14 protein-coding genes are annotated in these 17,763 nt (G+C 47.5%); 3 read left to right on the forward strand and 11 right to left on the reverse strand.

What is annotated here, in order from left to right:
• Nucleotides 1-12: 12 nt before the first annotated feature.
• Nucleotides 13-993, reverse strand: a complete 981-nt coding sequence (locus tag MKY85_RS16670; RefSeq protein ID WP_342570212.1) for a Gfo/Idh/MocA family oxidoreductase — start codon at nucleotides 991-993, stop codon at nucleotides 13-15.
• 381 nt (nucleotides 994-1,374) lie between these two features.
• Here MKY85_RS16670 and MKY85_RS16675 point away from each other — a divergent pair, with 381 nt between their 5' ends.
• Both MKY85_RS16675 and MKY85_RS16680 read left to right on the forward strand, forming a co-directional pair.
• Nucleotides 1,375-1,959 (forward strand): bifunctional transcriptional activator/DNA repair enzyme AdaA, encoded by a 585-nt coding sequence (locus MKY85_RS16675; protein WP_339255707.1) that lies wholly within the window; start codon nucleotides 1,375-1,377, stop codon nucleotides 1,957-1,959.
• Nucleotides 1,956-2,774: a radical SAM protein gene (locus MKY85_RS16680; RefSeq protein WP_339234271.1), complete on the forward strand. Its 819-nt coding sequence runs from the start codon at nucleotides 1,956-1,958 to the stop codon at nucleotides 2,772-2,774. The genes MKY85_RS16675 and MKY85_RS16680 overlap by 4 nt, the downstream gene beginning before the upstream one ends.
• Before the next feature lie 168 nt (nucleotides 2,775-2,942).
• Here the strand turns inward: MKY85_RS16680 and MKY85_RS16685 are convergent, their stop codons facing one another.
• The 6 genes from MKY85_RS16685 to MKY85_RS16710 all read right to left on the reverse strand — a co-directional run bounded on the left by MKY85_RS16685 (nucleotide 2,943) and on the right by MKY85_RS16710 (nucleotide 9,984).
• Nucleotides 2,943-4,049, reverse strand: a complete 1,107-nt coding sequence (locus MKY85_RS16685) for a Gfo/Idh/MocA family oxidoreductase (protein WP_339255710.1) — start codon at nucleotides 4,047-4,049, stop codon at nucleotides 2,943-2,945.
• 96 nt (nucleotides 4,050-4,145) lie between these two features.
• Complete coding sequence (locus tag MKY85_RS16690; RefSeq protein WP_215077644.1) at nucleotides 4,146-4,871, reverse strand: ThuA domain-containing protein; 726 nt, start codon at nucleotides 4,869-4,871, stop codon at nucleotides 4,146-4,148.
• Nucleotides 4,872-4,950: 79 nt separating this feature from the next.
• Nucleotides 4,951-6,123, reverse strand: a complete 1,173-nt coding sequence (locus MKY85_RS16695; RefSeq protein WP_036613779.1) for a Gfo/Idh/MocA family oxidoreductase — start codon at nucleotides 6,121-6,123, stop codon at nucleotides 4,951-4,953.
• 54 nt (nucleotides 6,124-6,177) lie between these two features.
• Nucleotides 6,178-7,227 (reverse strand): LacI family DNA-binding transcriptional regulator, encoded by a 1,050-nt coding sequence (locus MKY85_RS16700; protein ID WP_342570216.1) that lies wholly within the window; start codon nucleotides 7,225-7,227, stop codon nucleotides 6,178-6,180.
• Between the two features lie 462 nt (nucleotides 7,228-7,689).
• Entirely contained in the window at nucleotides 7,690-8,772 is a 1,083-nt protein-coding gene (glpX, locus tag MKY85_RS16705; RefSeq protein WP_342570218.1) for a class II fructose-bisphosphatase, read from the reverse strand.
• A gap of 693 nt (nucleotides 8,773-9,465) precedes the next feature.
• Nucleotides 9,466-9,984, reverse strand: a complete 519-nt coding sequence (locus MKY85_RS16710) for a GNAT family N-acetyltransferase (RefSeq protein ID WP_342570219.1) — start codon at nucleotides 9,982-9,984, stop codon at nucleotides 9,466-9,468.
• Nucleotides 9,985-10,115: 131 nt separating this feature from the next.
• Here MKY85_RS16710 and MKY85_RS16715 point away from each other — a divergent pair, with 131 nt between their 5' ends.
• The gene (locus MKY85_RS16715) at nucleotides 10,116-10,706 is read left to right on the forward strand and encodes a YitT family protein (RefSeq protein WP_339255719.1); all 591 of its coding nucleotides are present in this window, start codon (nucleotides 10,116-10,118) and stop codon (nucleotides 10,704-10,706) included.
• Between the two features lie 133 nt (nucleotides 10,707-10,839).
• On the opposite strand, the gene MKY85_RS16720 is transcribed toward MKY85_RS16715, so the two are convergent.
• The 4 genes from MKY85_RS16720 to MKY85_RS16735 form a co-directional block, all read right to left on the reverse strand.
• Nucleotides 10,840-13,419 carry a X2-like carbohydrate binding domain-containing protein gene (locus MKY85_RS16720; protein WP_342570220.1) on the reverse strand — a complete coding sequence of 860 codons (2,580 nt, stop codon included), beginning with the start codon at nucleotides 13,417-13,419 and terminating at the stop codon, nucleotides 10,840-10,842.
• Between the two features lie 381 nt (nucleotides 13,420-13,800).
• Complete coding sequence (locus tag MKY85_RS16725) at nucleotides 13,801-14,319, reverse strand: (2Fe-2S)-binding protein (protein WP_342570221.1); 519 nt, start codon at nucleotides 14,317-14,319, stop codon at nucleotides 13,801-13,803.
• A complete protein-coding gene (locus MKY85_RS16730; protein WP_342570222.1) occupies nucleotides 14,316-16,772 on the reverse strand; it encodes a molybdopterin cofactor-binding domain-containing protein in 2,457 nt (818 codons plus the stop codon). Before MKY85_RS16730 ends, MKY85_RS16725 begins: the two co-directional genes overlap by 4 nt.
• 32 nt (nucleotides 16,773-16,804) lie before the next feature.
• Entirely contained in the window at nucleotides 16,805-17,719 is a 915-nt protein-coding gene (locus tag MKY85_RS16735; protein ID WP_342570224.1) for an FAD binding domain-containing protein, read from the reverse strand.
• Nucleotides 17,720-17,763: the final 44 nt, after the last annotated feature.

The following is a 17,763-nucleotide window of genomic DNA, read 5'->3' on the forward strand; positions in this document are numbered from 1 at the left end:
CCTGTTTTGGAATCAATCGTTAGGGAACACAAGCCCAATCTGCTTCCGAATCTGATCCATGACCTGCATCGTAACATAAGAGCGTTCATACGTGTTCATACTGGACTCCATCTGGCCTTCCTGAACCAGATTCACGAACTCCTCCACTTCATAATACATCGCCGGATGGTTTTGTTCGACTGTGAGTTGCTCCACCGTACCGTCATTGTATCGTATCTCTGCATGTTCTGGTGAACCAATCTTGTCAATGATGATGCTTCCCAGTTCCCCCATGATTTCGCTTGGTACATGAGAGTTGGAGATTTTGGAATAGGTAACGACCGCATCCATCCCATTATAATCCAGAAGCACACTCCCTTGTCCATCCACGCCAGATTCCAGCATCATCGCTTGGGACTGGACACGGTTAGGTGCACCAAACAATGTAATCAACGGATAGAGACAATATACACCGAGATCCATTAACGCACCATTGGCGAGTTCAGGCTTGAACGCGTTCAGGACAATCCCTTCTTTGTACTTGTCGTAACGCGAAGAATACTGAGAGTATCCTGCTACGTATTTGCGGACAGGACCGATTCTATGCAGGTTTTCCTGCACCATTTTGAACTGGGGAACAAGAGTAGATTTCATCGCTTCCATAAGCAGAACCTGATGTTCTTGTGCTGTATCGATCATACTCCGAACTTCGGCGCTATTTGCAGCCAGAGGTTTCTCGCACAATACATGTTTGCCATTTCTCAGAAAAAGTTCAGCCTGCTCTGCATGAACCGTATTCGGTGTTGCAATGTAGACTGCATCGATCACATCACTTGCCGCCAACTCTTCCAGATCGGTGAAGCGATGCTCAACATTATATTTATCTGCAAATGCATTAGCCTTATCTTCAGTTCTTGAATACACGGCGGTTAATTTGAATCCCTCAACCTGTGCTGCGGCTTCCAGAAGCCTTTCTGTAATCCAGTTGGTACCCACTACGCCAAAACGAACCATGCCTACCTACCTCTTTCATCTATAAATTTCATTTGAGTTCTATATGAATCCAACTAAAGTATCTACACTTACCACTCCGATGACAGAATAACCTTCCGATCGCTGTTATCCCCAGATTTTTTTTAATTCCCTTCTTCAAAGGGAAAATCCGGGGATAAAGGCGAACGCTTCGCTTCTTCACGTTATTTCCGTCCTCTCCGTTCTCGTGTAGAAAGTTTAGTTGAACCTATATAACCTTTTATACCATCTTGTATATTGTAGCTCATATTTCATTCAGATTGAAGAAAGGTACGGTATCCCGGTATTGATATCTTGCTTTTTAAGCTGAAACTTCGTCAATCCCTTGGAATCAGGGGTATAATTAGAGATGAGGTGATCACCATGGAAAGTCCGGATCAAGATCGCATACTGCCCAAATCGATAGATGAAAAATACTGGCGTGCCATCATCCACAACGATAATTCTTATGATGGAACGTTCTTTTACGGTGTGCAGACAACAGGCATTTTCTGCCGCCCTTCCTGTAAGTCCAGAGCACCCAAAGCTGAAAATGTGCTGATATTTCAACGTGTTGAAGAAGCGTTGGCACGAAAGTTCAGGCCCTGCAAACGTTGTAAACCTACAGGGGAGCGGGTACCTGATCAGGAGTGGATATATGGGATCACCGATTACATTGAACATCATTACGCCGAACCGCTAACCCTGGATGTCCTTGCCACCGTGAGTCATGGCAGCCCTTATCATCTGCATCGTGTATTCAAGCGGATTACAGGCCGCACACCGGTTCAATATATTCAGGATAAACGAGTGACCGAAGCCCGGAAGTTGCTTGAACATACCAGACTAACCGTCACGGATATTGGACGCCAGGTCGGTATACCTAACTCGGCTTATTTCATTACTGTATTTCGCAAACACACAGGTCTTACACCTGCACATTACCGCGAAAGGTATGACAACTCATGAAAACCAACCTTTCTTACAAAGTACCTAAAACGTTACTGAACAAAGGAACAGGTTTCCTTAATGGATATACACATACGTTGAATCCTTACACAGGCTGCGCCTTCGGTTGTTCCTATTGTTATGTCAGACAGATGCCAGTCTCTCTATTTCGCAAAGAGGATTGGGGGAGCTGGGTTGATGTGAAACAGGAGGCCTCCCGAGTGTTCGCCAAAGAATTGCAGCGTGCCCTGGCGAAAGGGAAAGTCACGCTGTTCATGTCATCCAGTACAGACCCGTATCAACCCGCTGAGTACAAGGAGTGTATCACGCGTTCATTGCTTGAAACGATGGTACAGTATCCGCCCGATTTTGTATTGGTCCAAACCCGCAGTCCCCTGGTTACCCGGGATATAGATCTCTTACTACAGTTAGGAGACCGGGTTCGGGTCAGTATGACTGTCGAGACGGATTTGGACGATATGCGCAAACATTTCAGTCCTTCTGCTCCACCGATTGCAGGCCGATTACGTGCATTGGAACAGTTGCGGGATGCCGGAATACCCACACAGGTTGCGATTGCTCCCGTATTACCCAGCAGTGAGGATTTTGCAGCCATCTTGAGACCTCTCGTTCAGCGTGTATGCATTGACGATTATTTCATGGGCGATGGCAGTGAGGGCAAGCGCACCCGGCGACTCGGCATGGAGTCGCTCTACCAGCAAGTGGGGATGGCGGACTGGTATCATCCAGATGCGTATCAGATCGTCGTTGAGCGGATGAAAGACTATTTTGCCGAGGATGAAATCTGGATCAGTCAGGCTGGATTCGAGCCGTAAATGACTATATAAGTTGTACCAAAGAATATTTACACTGGACACTCCGATGACAGAACAACCTTCCGATCGCAGTTATCCCCAGATTTCTTGGATTTAATAAAAAATAGCCCCTTTCCTGATTTGCAGGAAAAGGGGCTATTCGTTATGACATAAACAATAATGGCTATCTTACTTATCCAATGTATACAATGGCAGATCCGCTGGCAATGCAGCCGGGCGCTGACACGAGCTTTTCATCTGGTAGAAAGTCTGTTCGTCGGATGAATCGTGGAATGCCCACATGGCCTCAAGAACATGGTATGCCAGTTCCCCGCTCGCCCGATGTGCACGTCCGCTATGAGCTGCATAGGCCATATCTGCCACACCAATGCCTCGAGTATTTTCCTGATACCCTGGTAGAAGCGGAACTTCTGTCCATTCCTGTTCACCCAGCAAGCGGTAACGAACAGGACCGCCGAAGGTGTTGGGATCAGGTACCTGCAGAGTACCGTGCGTGCCATATATCTCAATCGGTGGCAGTGCACTTCCGCCAAATACGTCAAAGCTCGTAATCAGCGTGCCAATGGCACCCTGCTCAAACTGCAACAGACCCGTGACGTGAGTTGGAATTTCGACGGGAACCACTTGGCCTCTCTTTTTCTCACTCGTAATCGTGCGCTCTTCCATGGCTTTACCTGTCATACCCGCAATGGACTTGATCGGCCCCATCAGTTGAACCAATGCCGTGAGGTAGTACGGACCCATGTCGAACATTGGCCCACCGCCTGACGCGTAATAAAACTCCGGATCTGGGTGCCAGTGCTCATGACCACGGCTCATCATAAATGCGGTCGCCGCCACTGGCTTGCCGATCACTCCTTCCTCCACCAATTGAAGTGAAGTCTGGATGCCTGATCCAAAGAACGTCTCTGGTGCGCAACCCACGAGTAGTCCTTTACGCTTCGCTGTTTCTAGCACAGCCTGACCTTCCTCACGGGTAACTGCGAGCGGTTTCTCCACATAGACATGTTTGCCTGATTCGAGTGCCCGCAAGCATACATCCGCATGAACGGAAGGAATCGTCAGGTTGATGATCAGCTCAATCTCGGGATCAGCCAAGATTTCATCCACGCTGTATACGTTTGGCACGTTATAGGCTGCAGCCTGCTCCTCTGCACGTTTACGATCAATATCCGCAACAGCAACAAGTTCCAGCACCTCGAACCGGTGACAGTTTTCCATATATATACCGCTGATTTTACCGCAGCCAATAATGCCTACTTTCATTGTTTTCATGCCTGGGGCTCCCTTCGCCGTGGATCAGAAATGGTTTATCCTTTGAAGATGAATGGTTGACACTGAAGTTATGTTTACTTTCAAACTACAATCTCATTAGTTCTGGTTGTCCGCCATGCCTGTGTACACTTCAGTTGCGGCACTTACTCGACTCTTGGCAAGTTCCTTGCCTGCTGCTGTCCATTTGAAACCACTGCGCATCATTTCAGTCACTGGTTTCATGTCTACAATGTCTGCATGGTGTCCCAGTGAGTTGTAAAATACCCGTCCTGCTCCCCATCGTTTCGTCCAGACAACAGGCATATCTACGGGTCCATTCGCTGCATGCGGACCACTTACCACTGGAAAACGAGTTGTGGCCAACACTTCCACGGCCGGGTCAACGTGCAGGTAATACTGTTCACTTTTCACCTGAAAATCTTCAATATGATCCAATAACGGGCTGGAGCCACGCTTCATGTTCACCATGTATTCCACACCATCGTTACCTGGATGGGCAACCCATTGTCCACCCGTCATAAACTGCCAGTCCACGTTATTTCGGAAGGCATCACACATCCCGCCATGAAGACCAGCCAAGCCCACACCGCTCTGAACAGCCGCTGATACGTTATTGACCAGTTCCTGCTCAATCTGCCCCATCGTCCACAATGGCACGATCAGATCCAGACCCATCAGCTTCTCTGCATCTGCATAAGACTCCAACGTATTTGAGACTTCAACCTCGAACTGCTCTTCCTTCAAAATGCGCTCAAAAATCGCTGCTACTTGCTCCGGTTCATGACCATCCCAGCCGCCCCATACAATCAGTGCTTTACTCATCGTTTTATCACTCGCTTTCGGATATATTAGTTGTGTTCTATTCTAATCCTGATGTCTCTGTCTCGCTATCCATCTTTGCTTACATTTCTTCAAGCGTCACCCAGCGCCGCTCCGTCACCGAACGTTCCACCGCTTCCAGTACAGCCTGACAAGCGACCCCATCGTGGAAACTCGGTGATGGTTGTCGTCCTTCAGAGATCGCAGTTACCAACTCCAGCATCTCATGGGTGAACGTGTGCTCGAATCCAATCGTATGTCCGGCAGGCCACCAGGCCTCAGCATACTTATGTGCAGGATCGGTTGCCAGTACACGGCGGAATCCCTGTACGTCCTCTTCATCCTTTGTAAAATATACTTCCAGTTCATTCATACGCTCAAAATCAAAGCGTACACTGCCGAGACTGCCATTAATCTCAAATGAGTTCGTACTGCGATGTCCCGCTGCAAAGCGTGTTGCTTCAAAGCTGCCCAGCGCACCTCCTGCGAATCGTGCCAGGAACAGCGTCGCGTCGTCAACGGTCACTTCTCCTTTCGGTGCATCCGCATTCGAACTGCCCTTAGCGCTCAGTCCTGTCATCTCGGCTGCGAGCGGTCGTTCTTTGATGAATGTTTCGCTCATACCGATAACTTCCTGGAATTCACCAACGAGGAAACGAGCCAGATCGATTAAGTGCGCGCCCAGATCCCCATGGGAACCGGAGCCAGCCACTTCTTTTTGCAAACGCCATACCAGCGGGAACGAAGGGTCCATGATCCAGTCCTGCAAGAAAAAAGCACGGAAATGATAGATCTTACCCAGTCTTCCGCTCTCCACCAGATCCTTCGCTAATTGCACCGCTGGTGAGAAACGGTAGTTGAACCCGACCATATGTGCGACTCCAGCATCCTCTGCGGCCTGAAGCATCTCACGCGAATCCGCGAGGGACAGAGCCAGTGGTTTCTCACAAAAAAGGTGCTTGCCCTGACGGGCTGCTTCCAACGCAATTTCCTTATGGGCATCACTTGGCGCGTTAATATCAATCAGATCGATATCATCCCGCTTCACCAGTTCGCGCCAATCCGTTACACTTTCGGACCAGCCGAACTGATTCGCTGCCTCCTGCACTCCCTGCTCGTTACGTCCACAGATCACAGACATCTCAGGCTGCAGCGGAGCAGACGGGAAAAACATCGGCAGACTGCGATAGGCATTACTGTGGGCCTTCCCCATAAATTTGTATCCAACCATTCCGACACGAAGACGATTTGACATGGTCATTTCCTCCTTTGGAATATTAAAAAGTCTTTCAATATGTGTACCAATAAACTATTGACGGATAGAAGAAGCACGGATGATCAGTTCGGTAGGCAACAACGCTCTCGCTGATTCGGTTACCGTTGAAACAGGGTTATTCGCTTGATGCGTCTCACCCACAGACCCATGCATAACCTTCGATGCTGCAAGTTCACCCATCTCAAAAAATGGAACCCTGACGCTGCTCAGCGGCGGAACCGCCATCTCGGCGGCATCGGAGTCGTCATAACCCACAAATGCCGGAAAATCCGCAGGCCCTATTCCCCGCTCACGCAAACCATGCATGACACCAATGGCCATCCGGTCATTGGCCGCAAATACAGCATCAATCTCATGCAGCCGATCTGCTACAATCGCTGCCGCCTCAATGCCGCTTCGTCTGCTATAATTTCCCTCAAGCAACAGACTCGGGTCCAGTTCCATACCTGCTTCTTGCAGACCAAGACGGACACCTTCCATTCGTTCCTGGCTGTTGGAATAGCTGTCTGGACCATTGAGAAAAGCGATTTTGCGATACCCCTGATCCGTAAGATGTCGTATGGCAAGCCTGCTGCCTTCCACATGATCCGCATCCACTTCCGTAAACGATTGGCCCGCAAAATGCTGATTCATGACACAGAACGGGTGTCCTTCCTGGTGAAGTTGCTGCATGGCTGCCAGTTCTTCATGTTCATCTCTGGCACCAAGGATAATGCAAGCGTCCACTTTCTGACGCCGGAACAGATCCGTATAATTCATCACTTCACCGGGGGTCCGGAACATAACCAGCAGATCCATGCCATGGTCTCTGGCTTTGCTTCCAATCCCACTCAGCATTTCCGAGAAAAAATACGCCGAGAACAGATGCGCCTTCGGAACATAAGGCAATACTACGCCAAGGTTCCCGCTTTTACTTCTGGCAAAACTGCGAGCAAGAGCGCTGGGCACATAGCCTAACTGTTCGGAAGCTTCAAGAACCTTGCGGCGAGTCTCTTCCTTAATAGGACCTACCCCATTATGCACCCGGGAGACCGTTGCCTCGGAAACACCCGCAAGATCAGCCACTTCTTTACGAGATGCCATGGATTTCACCCCCTTTTATATAAGTTGAACTAACGATTATTTACACTGACACTACGATGACAGAATAACCTTCCAATCGCTGTTATCCCCAGATTTTTTTGATTCCCTTTTATAAAGGGAAAATCCGGGGATAAAGGCGAACGCTTCGCTTTTCCAGTTTTTTTCTGTCCTCTCCGTTATCGTGTAAATGATTAGTTCAACTTATATAACTCATCATACAATGGTTAAAAATCGATATTTATGTACGCGCGTACATTTTCTCATGCCATGTAACCGTTGTCAATGCTTTTAACACAAAAAATAATGAGGGCTGTGGATTGATCCAAGCCCTCATTATTATCTTACCAGAGAGGGTACTTTCAATGATTCAAGCACCTGTAATCTTAGGAGTTCAAGTTACTTATCAACACTCAATACAACGATTTCAGTTGATCCTATTTGTTCAATTATGGAGAGTCCAGCTCACAACGTGGTTGTAACGCCATGTTCAACGGAGGATTGACTAAACTCAGCCTGTTCCATCGTTTTCACAAGATTCGGAATGCGGTCCGATGGTTCTGGCGTGGATTGGAGCTGTCTTACCTTGTGCAGCACTTCTTTGTTAGGTAAGAAGTGTTGGGAACGAATAAAACGAATGGTTTTGGTTTTGGCACGCATGACAATCGAATCCGTCTCGGCGCGATCATCTGCAAGATACCGTACCCCTCCCAGAATCTCACCTGGCGTCACTCCCGTTGCGGCAAAAATGACGTCCTCCGTACCGATCATATCCTGCATCGTTAACACTTTGTATGGATTATCAATCCCCATCTGCAGGCAGCGCTGGAATTCGTCGGCGTTGGCAGGCATCAGGCGACCTTGAATCTCGCCCCCAAGGCAAGATAACGCTGCGGCTGCCAGCACTCCTTCTGGCGCTCCTCCAGAACCGACATACAGATCAATGCCTGCCTCCGGGAAGGCCGGTGCCATTGCACCCGCCACATCGCCGTCACTGAGGAACTTGATCCGCACGCCTACCTTGCGCAGGGTTTTAATTGTGCTCTCATGGCGCACACGATCCAGAATCATCACCGTTAGATCCGAGATGTTTTTGTTCAATGCGGTAGCGGCTTTCTCCAGTGTGACTTCAACCGGATCTTCAATGCTGACCTTGCCTACAAGTGCAGGTCCTACCGCCAATTTCTCCATATACATGTCCGGTGCGTGGAGCAGGTTACCTTTTCCCGCCACTGCAATAACCGATAGAGCGTTGTTTAGTCCTTTGGCCACGATTTCTGTACCTTCGAGCGGGTCTACAGCCACGTCAACCTCAGGCCCCTCAGCGTTGCCCACTTCCTCGCCGATGTACAACATGGGTGCTTCATCCATTTCTCCTTCACCGATTACCACCGTGCCGCGAATAGACACGGAATCGAACATGGCGCGCATGGCCAAAGTAGCCGCTTCATCTGCACTGTTCTTGTCACCTCGTCCCATCCAGGGTGCTGAAGCTAACGCAGCCAATTCTGTTACTCTGACAATTTCCAACGCCAGTTCGCGTTCCATTTTTCCCACTTCCTTTCCAATTTCCAAAAGCATATCGTGAAAGCGCCACTAAATCCATCGCAAATCTATATGAAATTGATCTGTAATCGGCGCAGCAGCGCCTTTCGAACGATTTATCCCTTATTTATCCAATTAATATTTTGATTGATTTCAGTCCTTTTTTTGGCTCGTTTCAAGAGCCTTATTCGCCTGATTTCCACTTAAAATATTAATTTTATTTTCCATTTTCCGCGTCTAAAACCAAATAGTTTAACATGATGAATTAGCACGCCCTTTTCATGCGCCAAAAGTTCTTTTAACATAGTGTATGTACAACTAATATAGTGATTATTAAGAACGTAACACGATCTATTAGACGACAAACGAAAACGATTTTCAACTGGCTGTCCAAACGCAGAAATAAACTAATACATTGTAATAACATACCTTGAGACCAGCCTGCTCCCTTGAGGGATATTGAGCTAAACAATACTGCCAATTATGTATTAATCAGGACTTTAACTTTTACTAATGCCATAGATGCAGCTTATAATGGTCATCGAAAATAATAAGTTTACATAATATTTATTATGAAATGTTTCTCGTCCATTTCTACATTTTATTATTCAACGGTTCTGGCAAAACATAAAAAAGCCCGAAAGAATTCTGCTTAATTAGCATTTTTTCTCCCAAGCTTTCCCCTCAATGAACCAGTTACAGTATCGTTTTGGTCATTATCAAATCAATTTGTTCATCATCTCCCATGTAAAAAGCATGAGCTCCAGTCTGTACAAACCCCATCTTTTCATAAAAGGCGATGGCATTTTCGTTTTTCTCCCACACCCCTAACCAGATACTCGTTTTGTGATGTTCTGTTGCCATCTCTATGGCTTTATGGAGCAATACTTTACCAAGGCCATGCTTTTGGAACTCTTTTCTGATATATACCCGCTCAATCTCAAGGGATTCAACGCCCATCTTCTCAGATTGCGCATCATTGATATTTACTTTCATATACCCTGCAAGTTCATGGTTGACATAAATAAAAAGAAATTGCGAATCCGCCATGGACAGTTCCGTTTCTAATTGTTCCCGATTAAACGCCTTTTCCAGATAAGCATTTATATTTTCGGATGAATTTTGCGCTTCAAACGTTTCATTAAACGTCTCATAACTAATCTCCTGCAGTTCACATACATGTTCAATGGTACATATGTCTATACGAATCGTCATTTAGGTTCACATTCCTTTAACAAGTTAATCATGAATCATTTGTTGCAAATGCAATAAAAAAGGATTACATTGAATTTATCTTATTTTTGTTGTATTTGCAACAAAAAAATCTCAAAAAGAGGTTGAATGAATTGAAATATGTCATTTTTGTCGCAGGTATTCTCATCTTGACACTTGGCATTTCCCTTACCATCCAATCTGAACTGGGCACATCACCGTTTGATGCACTTCTGGTGGGGCTTTCCCAACATGTAGGGCTAAGTGTAGGAAGCTGGGAGGTCATCATTGCGTTCCTATTAATTGGATGCAATTCGCTTTTGAAGCAGCAAAAACCCGAGTTTCTGGGGCTCGTCACCGCATTCATTACTGGTGTGGGGATTGATCTATGGCTATATGTATCTGAATCTTTAATCACGCCCGAAGTTTGGTACAGCAAACTGATGACTTTTGTCATTGGATTAGTGATCATAAGTATCGGCACGGCCATCTATTTACAGACCAATTTCGCACCCATTCCAATTGACCGCTTAACCTTAATTCTGCACGAAATCACGCGAACGCCCTTATTTGTATCGAGAACATTGATTTACTTTGTATTTTTGATGCTGGCATTCCTTTTTGGCGGACCGATCGGGCTTGGTACGTTATTAACTGTATGTTGCGCAGGTCTGCTTCTTCAGTTCATCATGGGCCATACGAATAAGATCATAGATCGCATATGAACAGATAGGTATACATTGTCACGTACTGAGCTTTAAAAAGAACATTCCTTCTAACGAATGTACACCGTCTACATCATAAAAGGCTGGATCAGAGGTTAACTCCCTGATCCAGCCCCTCAATGTTCTCCCTACCTTACGGTTCAATTCCCCATACCAGCTGACCATTCACATACCCGGTAACCTTATCATGGTTTGCAAACTGACTGTCAGATGCCTTGAACGAGTAATCATTAGTCTGGGTGTAATTCGTCCAATTGTTTTTGGAGAAGCGAGCTTGAACCTCTGCGCTCTGCCCTGCATTCAATGTTCCCGCTGCACTTGTAAAGCCCACTTCAAGATAATGATCTGCCCCTGCAACTGGAGTGGCCAATTTAACGAATTGACTGGTTACATTTGCACTTCCCATACTGGCCCAGTCCGACCAGAACGTCTGAGTTTCTTCCCCGTCAATCGTATAGTAATACCTAAGTTTGACATCACTCAACGGAATGGCCGAATCACCAGAGTTGATCAATTTGAATTTGGGTGATATTCCGTTGGTAGATGCACTTGTATTGCCGTTAAACGCTTGAATCGTCATATCTCCGGCAGGCACAGTAACTGTACTGTCTACTACGTTCACTGTTAATACAGCGTTATTTCCTCCATTGAAGTGAAAGGTCAATACGTTTTGGCCCAGCGGCAGCGTGGCAAGATAGGATTTGTTCAACACAACAGCAGCGCCGGATGCCGTATAATCCTGACCCGCTACAAGCGTCACATTCCCCTTCGCGATGCTTGTAAGCTGACGGCCATTCAAGGTGAGAGACACATTCATATCTTGCGCGTAATTCGTCGCTTTATCGAATGTTGCATTCACAGGTGAAATCACAGCATCGGTACTCGGTGTTGAATCCACGATTTTGACTTTTAACACAGGGTCCTGGCCTTGATTAAAATCCAGAATAATCGAATGCTCGCCAACGGGTAGTGTCGCCAGATAAGCTTTTTTCAGCAGCAGCGTACTTCCGCTCAGGGTATAGTCCGTATTTACGGTCAACACATGGTTGCCTGCCCGAAGAGCGGTCAGCGTATGACCATTTGCATTTACCGTTACGGCTTTGTCAGCTTGATTGGGTGCATATTTATCAAATTCGACGTTTGCAGGTGTAATGGATGCGCTTGGGTTGGGATTGTTAACCTTTAAACTCGGCAGCTCATCCAACGTAATGACATAATCACTTTGATAAAGCGTTTTCAGTGTTGCCGGGTAATTAAATGCAGAACTCATCAGATGCTCGCCATACCAAGGACAGAAGTACAGCCATCCTGATTTCTCCTCTGTCAGATTTTTCACGCTTGGAATCGTGTCATTCTCCGTCATCGCTACCATTTTCGTACCACCTGTCAACTCAACAAGTTTATAGAAAATCGAGGTAATCGCATCCTCATTGGGCACGCCCGACAAACCGTCATCACGGTTGTAGATCGTATTGTATTTGTCGTATCCGACGAGATCCACCTGATCATCACCCGGATACCAGGCCGGAGAAGTACTATATACATAGCTGTTGTAGGTCCAGATCAGATTGTGCAAGCCATACGTCTCCGTAAGTTCGGTATAGAGCATATCCCACAACTCTTTGTACACGTCTGCGCCTGCTGAAGCCCACCAGAACCAGGCTCCTTCTCCGTTCAGTCCTCCGTTGCCCTCTGCTTCATGATACGGACGGAACAGAACCGGCACGTTGTTGTCCTGCAAAATCAGCAGTTGTTCTGCCAGATCCTCAATGGTCATCATCACGTATTGATACTCTTTGGTACCGGGAATGACCGCATTCGCTGTATTAAAATTCGTCTCGGTTGGCTTATACGTAGCTTCTTTCCAATCAACAAAGTCCCCGAGCTCATACGTATTGAAATTTCGAGGCACATTGATATGCCAGGAAGCTGTTGCAATCCCTTCACGGTTATTGACCCAATTAATCATGCGATCGGTTGTACCATCCTCCCAACCATACAGCGGATTGTAATTCATCATATCAAAGCCGCGAATAGCCGGATACTTTCCGGTCAGATCATGAATCCATTCGAATTCAAGCTCTGAATCTCCGTCATTCCCTCCTCCGTAGATTTCTTGTTGACCAGAAATGATGTTGTTTCCGTATACCTCCGTTAAATAATTCATCAAAATTTGTGTTTCCGGTGTCGCCTCAGGATCACTTAGAATTGGCTGTACATTCAGAGGGTCCAGTTCCGCATAATCCACGGTAAAAGTATCAAAATACGCGAAGCCCCAGCCAGCCTTCAGCTCAATGGTATTGCTACCCTGATTCAGCTTGTGAAAGCCAAAATCGAAGTCTGACCATGTTGTCGTGTAAGGCAGCATGTACGCACCTTTTGTAACACCATTTACGATTAGATTTTGAGACCTTCCATCCGCACTGAGCTCCTGCATATATCGTGTGGAGATTGCGTACATGCCAGTTTCCGGAACAGTAACGGTGAACGTTATTGTGCCAGAGTTCTGCATCCAGACAAATCCGGCCCCTGAGAATCCAGGCTTGGGTTGTCCATAGATCGAAGTGACCACTTGAAGATCCGGGGTGAGCTGCGCATCTTCGCTTTCGATGGTGAACAGTGGGGTGTCTGCATGAACGGGCGCTGTCATTAATCCAAGAAGCAGAGCCAATGCCAGCATCATTGCGGTTGCCTTTTTGAGCAAATTTTTCATCCATTCCATCTTCCTTCCCATGTAAAATATAATAATGAAATGTCAATGAACCCATTCATGATGGCGCTTTCATTTTAAACATATCACGCCCGTCAATATTTGTAAATATATGGTTAAAGTAAACATTTGAAATTCCTTTGTACCAGTACTTTGAATGCCATATTCCTATTATTTCACCAATATTGATGATAATCGAAAACGGTTCATTATCTAACCAGAATCGGCCGTAAACCTCATCTCCCATTATATGATTGTACTTGGCAGAACACCTAAAAAAACAAAACAAAAAAAGCATTCCTGGATCGAATGCTTTTCTAAAGAATGATTCTTCAATTCTCCTTGTTTTTGTTTTTATGCCTACGCATACGTACCGGCACCCATTCAACTAACGGTTTCTTCGGCAGACGTTTCCTTTATCGCACAGCGTTCCCCTGCCTTGCGTACCGCCCGAATAATGCCACCATAGCCGGTACAACGACACAGATTCCCGCACAACCCAGACTCAATCTGTTCTTGAGATGGCTCTGGATGTGCATCCAGTAATGCCTTGGTTGAGATCACCATGCCCGGAGTACAGTAGCCGCACTGGAAGCCTCCTTCCTCCACAAAAGCTTGTTGAATCGGATGCAGGGTACCTTTCTCCTCGCCATGCAGACCTTCAATGGTCACAATGTCACTGCCTTCACATTGATAAGCCATGACAAGACAGGAATTCACAGGCTCTCCATCCATCAGAACCATACATGAGCCGCAGCGACCAACTTCGCAAGATACTTTGGTACCCATCAGTTGCAAATGAGTCCGAAGCACATCGACAAGTCGGGTCGTTTGAGCAATCTCCAGATGTTTATGTTCACCATTCACAATGGCTGTCCAGTGATTCTCAAGTGGCTTATTCATGATGGGCTCACTCCTTCCTGCAAAGGTACATTTAAAGGTCTGACCAGTTGTTCCCTCGGTACAGGAAGACGGTTAACCCATACACCTGTCGCCTGATGTATTGCGGCAGTAATGGCTGGCGCAAGCGCTACGGAACCAATCTCACCGATCCCCCTCGGTCCAAACGCATCACCTTCGGGTAAGTCTTCAATAGCTTCAACCTCCAGTTGGGTATGAATATCCTGAATGGTTGGGATCATATACGTGTCAAGGTTCGTGGTTACATAACGGCTGTCCTGCATGACCGCATCCTCGGTCAACGTGAATCCCAGCGCCATGACACTGCCGCCTTCAATCTGTCCAATATAGCCCATAGGGTTGATAACTGGACCTGCCGCTACAACATGACGTGTATCGAGCAGCTTGGTTTCTCCAGTCAACGTATTGACTTCCACCTCTGCCGCAACCGCCGCATACGTATACAAATAATGCCCGCCTACCACATTGTCCGGCGTAGTTGGATAATCAAACTTCGTATCAAAAATCCATTCATCGGCTTCGCCCTGTGTCGCGAGTTCAGCATACGAGATCACGAAGTCTGAACGCTCTCCTTCTTTCGCCTTCGCTTCAGTTCTTTCAGCCTTCTCTGCTTTTCCTGCTTCTTCAGACATTTGATTTACGTCTTCCTGTGCCAAGGTTACTTCCTTCTTGCTTTTTCCTGTCCCTTGCACATCTGTTTCTACTTCTGAACTTTCGGCAGGAAGCTGACCTTTGCGCCATATCCCCCCGGGTCCTGTTACCAGTTCATCCGCCGGAATGCCCGACGCCTCAGATGCAACAGCGAGGACATGGGAACGAAATGGAGACTGCAAACGTTGAAGAGCCATCCAGGCCATCGTTGTTGAACGTGAAGCCGTACTTGATCCGCTGTGTGGCACACGATCCGTATCTCCAATGATAATACTGAGATCCGATGTACTGCATTGGAATAGATCACATAACATAATTTCCAGCGTTGCAACGAGCCCCTGACCGAATTCCTCGTAGCTGAATGCCACCTCAATCTTGCCTTCATTATTCAGGGACAAGCGACCGCCCGCAGGATCTGGAATGCCATAACCGAGCCCTGCACCATGCATGGCAATTGCTGCTCCGACACCACGCTTGATCCATGGTGGCAAAATAGGATCTGTCGGGGGATGCTGATGTTTTTGCCACAGTTCGGAGCGATCCAATGCCTCCCATACTTGGGACAGTCCATCCGTGACCAAAATGCGTTGATTCAGCGGTCCGGGATCATTCTTTTCCCTCATATTGCGTCTGCGGAACTCCCAAGGGTCCATGTTCATGATTTCTGCAAGCCGATCCATCTGGCCTTCCATGGCAAAAATCGCCTGGTTCCCGCCAAATCCGCGAAACTCACCCGACAATCCATTATTCGTATACACAGACACACCTTCCACATCCACATGAGGGATGGCGTATGGTCCAAGGCAATGTTCGGTACAGAAGTTCAGCACGGGTGCACCCAGTGTGGCATACGCTCCCGTATCTGCTGTAATACGGACACGATGCGCTTGTATGATACCTTCTCGACTCATACCGGTCTGCATTTCAATCTTCATGGGGTGCCGTTTTAGCCCTGCACGCACGGATTCTTTACGTGAATTATGCATTTTCACAGGACGTCCGCATCTCAAGGCCAGCAGTGCACCATAAGGCTGTACGTTAAGTTCATCTTTTCCGCCAAATGAACCACCAATCGGTGAAGACACCACGCGAATATCTTCTTCAGGACAGCCAATAATGCGTGCAAGCTGCATCCGGTCTTTATAGCCATGTTGCGTTGCCGCGTATACATTCAGCCTTCCCTCTTCATCCGGGACAAACAAGCCACCTTCTGTCTCCATGTACGCATGCATCTGGCGTGGCGTATAATAGGTCTCTGTCACGATATGATCACATGTGGCAAAGGCTTGCTCGGCGTCTCCACGTTTGATCTCCGTCCGATGCAGCACATTACCTGGACCATGCTCATGCAGCTCTGGTGCGCCTGGAGCCAATGCAGCATCTGTACTATTCAACGGCGTGAGTTCCTCATACTCTACACGAATCGCATCCAGCGCAAGTGCCGCACGTTCCGGGGAATCCGCAGCAACCGCTGCAATGGCATCCCCAACATAACGAACGATATCCTCGCAGAATACAGGCTGATCCGGGGTCGCAATGCCAAAACGATTTAGACCAGGTACATCTTTGGAGGTCAGAACCGCATAGATACCTTCCAGCGCCTCAGCTTCCGAAGTATCTATAGACAATATGCGAGCATAAGGATATTCGCTTCGCAATACTCTGCCATGAATCATGTCAGGCAGCGTCATATCCGTCAGATATTGAAGCTGACCTGTTACTTTGGGTGCCCCATCTGGCCGCAGGTGCCAGCGTTTCCCGCTCTGTTTCCGATTCAGCAGCATAATCCTCTCCCCCTTTGCTTGATCCCTTTTATCTATACGTGAAGTGCCTCCCATAGCCCGGCACCAAGCAGGTTGCCTGCGGTCTTTTTACGATAATTTTCCGTTGCAAATGCATCGCCATAAGTCGTAAATTCGTCAACCACAGCAGTTGTAAGAGTCGCCGCTTGCATGACAGAAGCTTCGCTGTTAAGGAGCTGCTGTTCTGACTCCAGCAGTCTCATCGCCATGCCTGAGCCCCCGCCTGCAGCAATCGCAATCTTGGTCCAGCGATGATCCGAATCAATCTCACCGTATAACGCAACCGTCACCAGCGATGCACTGAACGTCTCCCGTCGACCCAGCTTGCGGTAAAAGGAAACCTCTCGTGCAGCAGGCTTGTTCCCACTGTCCACATCAAGCAGAGAGGACGGTCTCATCGGAATATGAATCGAGATTAATACGTCCCCTGGATTACGGCTGCCATCCGGTCCACCCTGAAGCCACGAAGACACACTTCGAATTTCAATTCCGTTGTCCGTTAACCAGTGCAACTTCGCATCATATACGAGCAAAGCAGTCAGGGTATCCCCGACTCCAGACACAATATTCCCGCCAATGGTTGCCACATTTCGAATGGAAGGAGCTGCAATTGCATTTACCGCTTCTTGCAGGATCGGCAGTTGATGCAGCAACACCTGTGAAGCACATTCCTTTAAACGAGTCATTGCGCCAATGACGATCTCATCTTCACGATTCGATATACCGCTCATTTCAGGAATACGAGCCAGGCTAATCATGTGTTCAGGTGCCGGAACCAAGCCGCCCTCCCACTGGGTTCGCAGTAATGTTCCACCTGCTGTGAAACAACATATTCCCTTGAATCTAGTTCTCAACGTTTGCAGTTCTTGCAAGTTCTCAGGCTGCCATACGGATGGCAATGCTCCAGAACCGTATGCCGGTGTCACCATCGCCGCATCCCCTTTCTCTCTCTTCCATGGGCAGGACATTCAAC

Source organism: Paenibacillus sp. FSL R5-0749, from assembly GCF_038595085.1.
In the GTDB taxonomy this organism is placed as follows: domain Bacteria; phylum Bacillota; class Bacilli; order Paenibacillales; family Paenibacillaceae; genus Paenibacillus.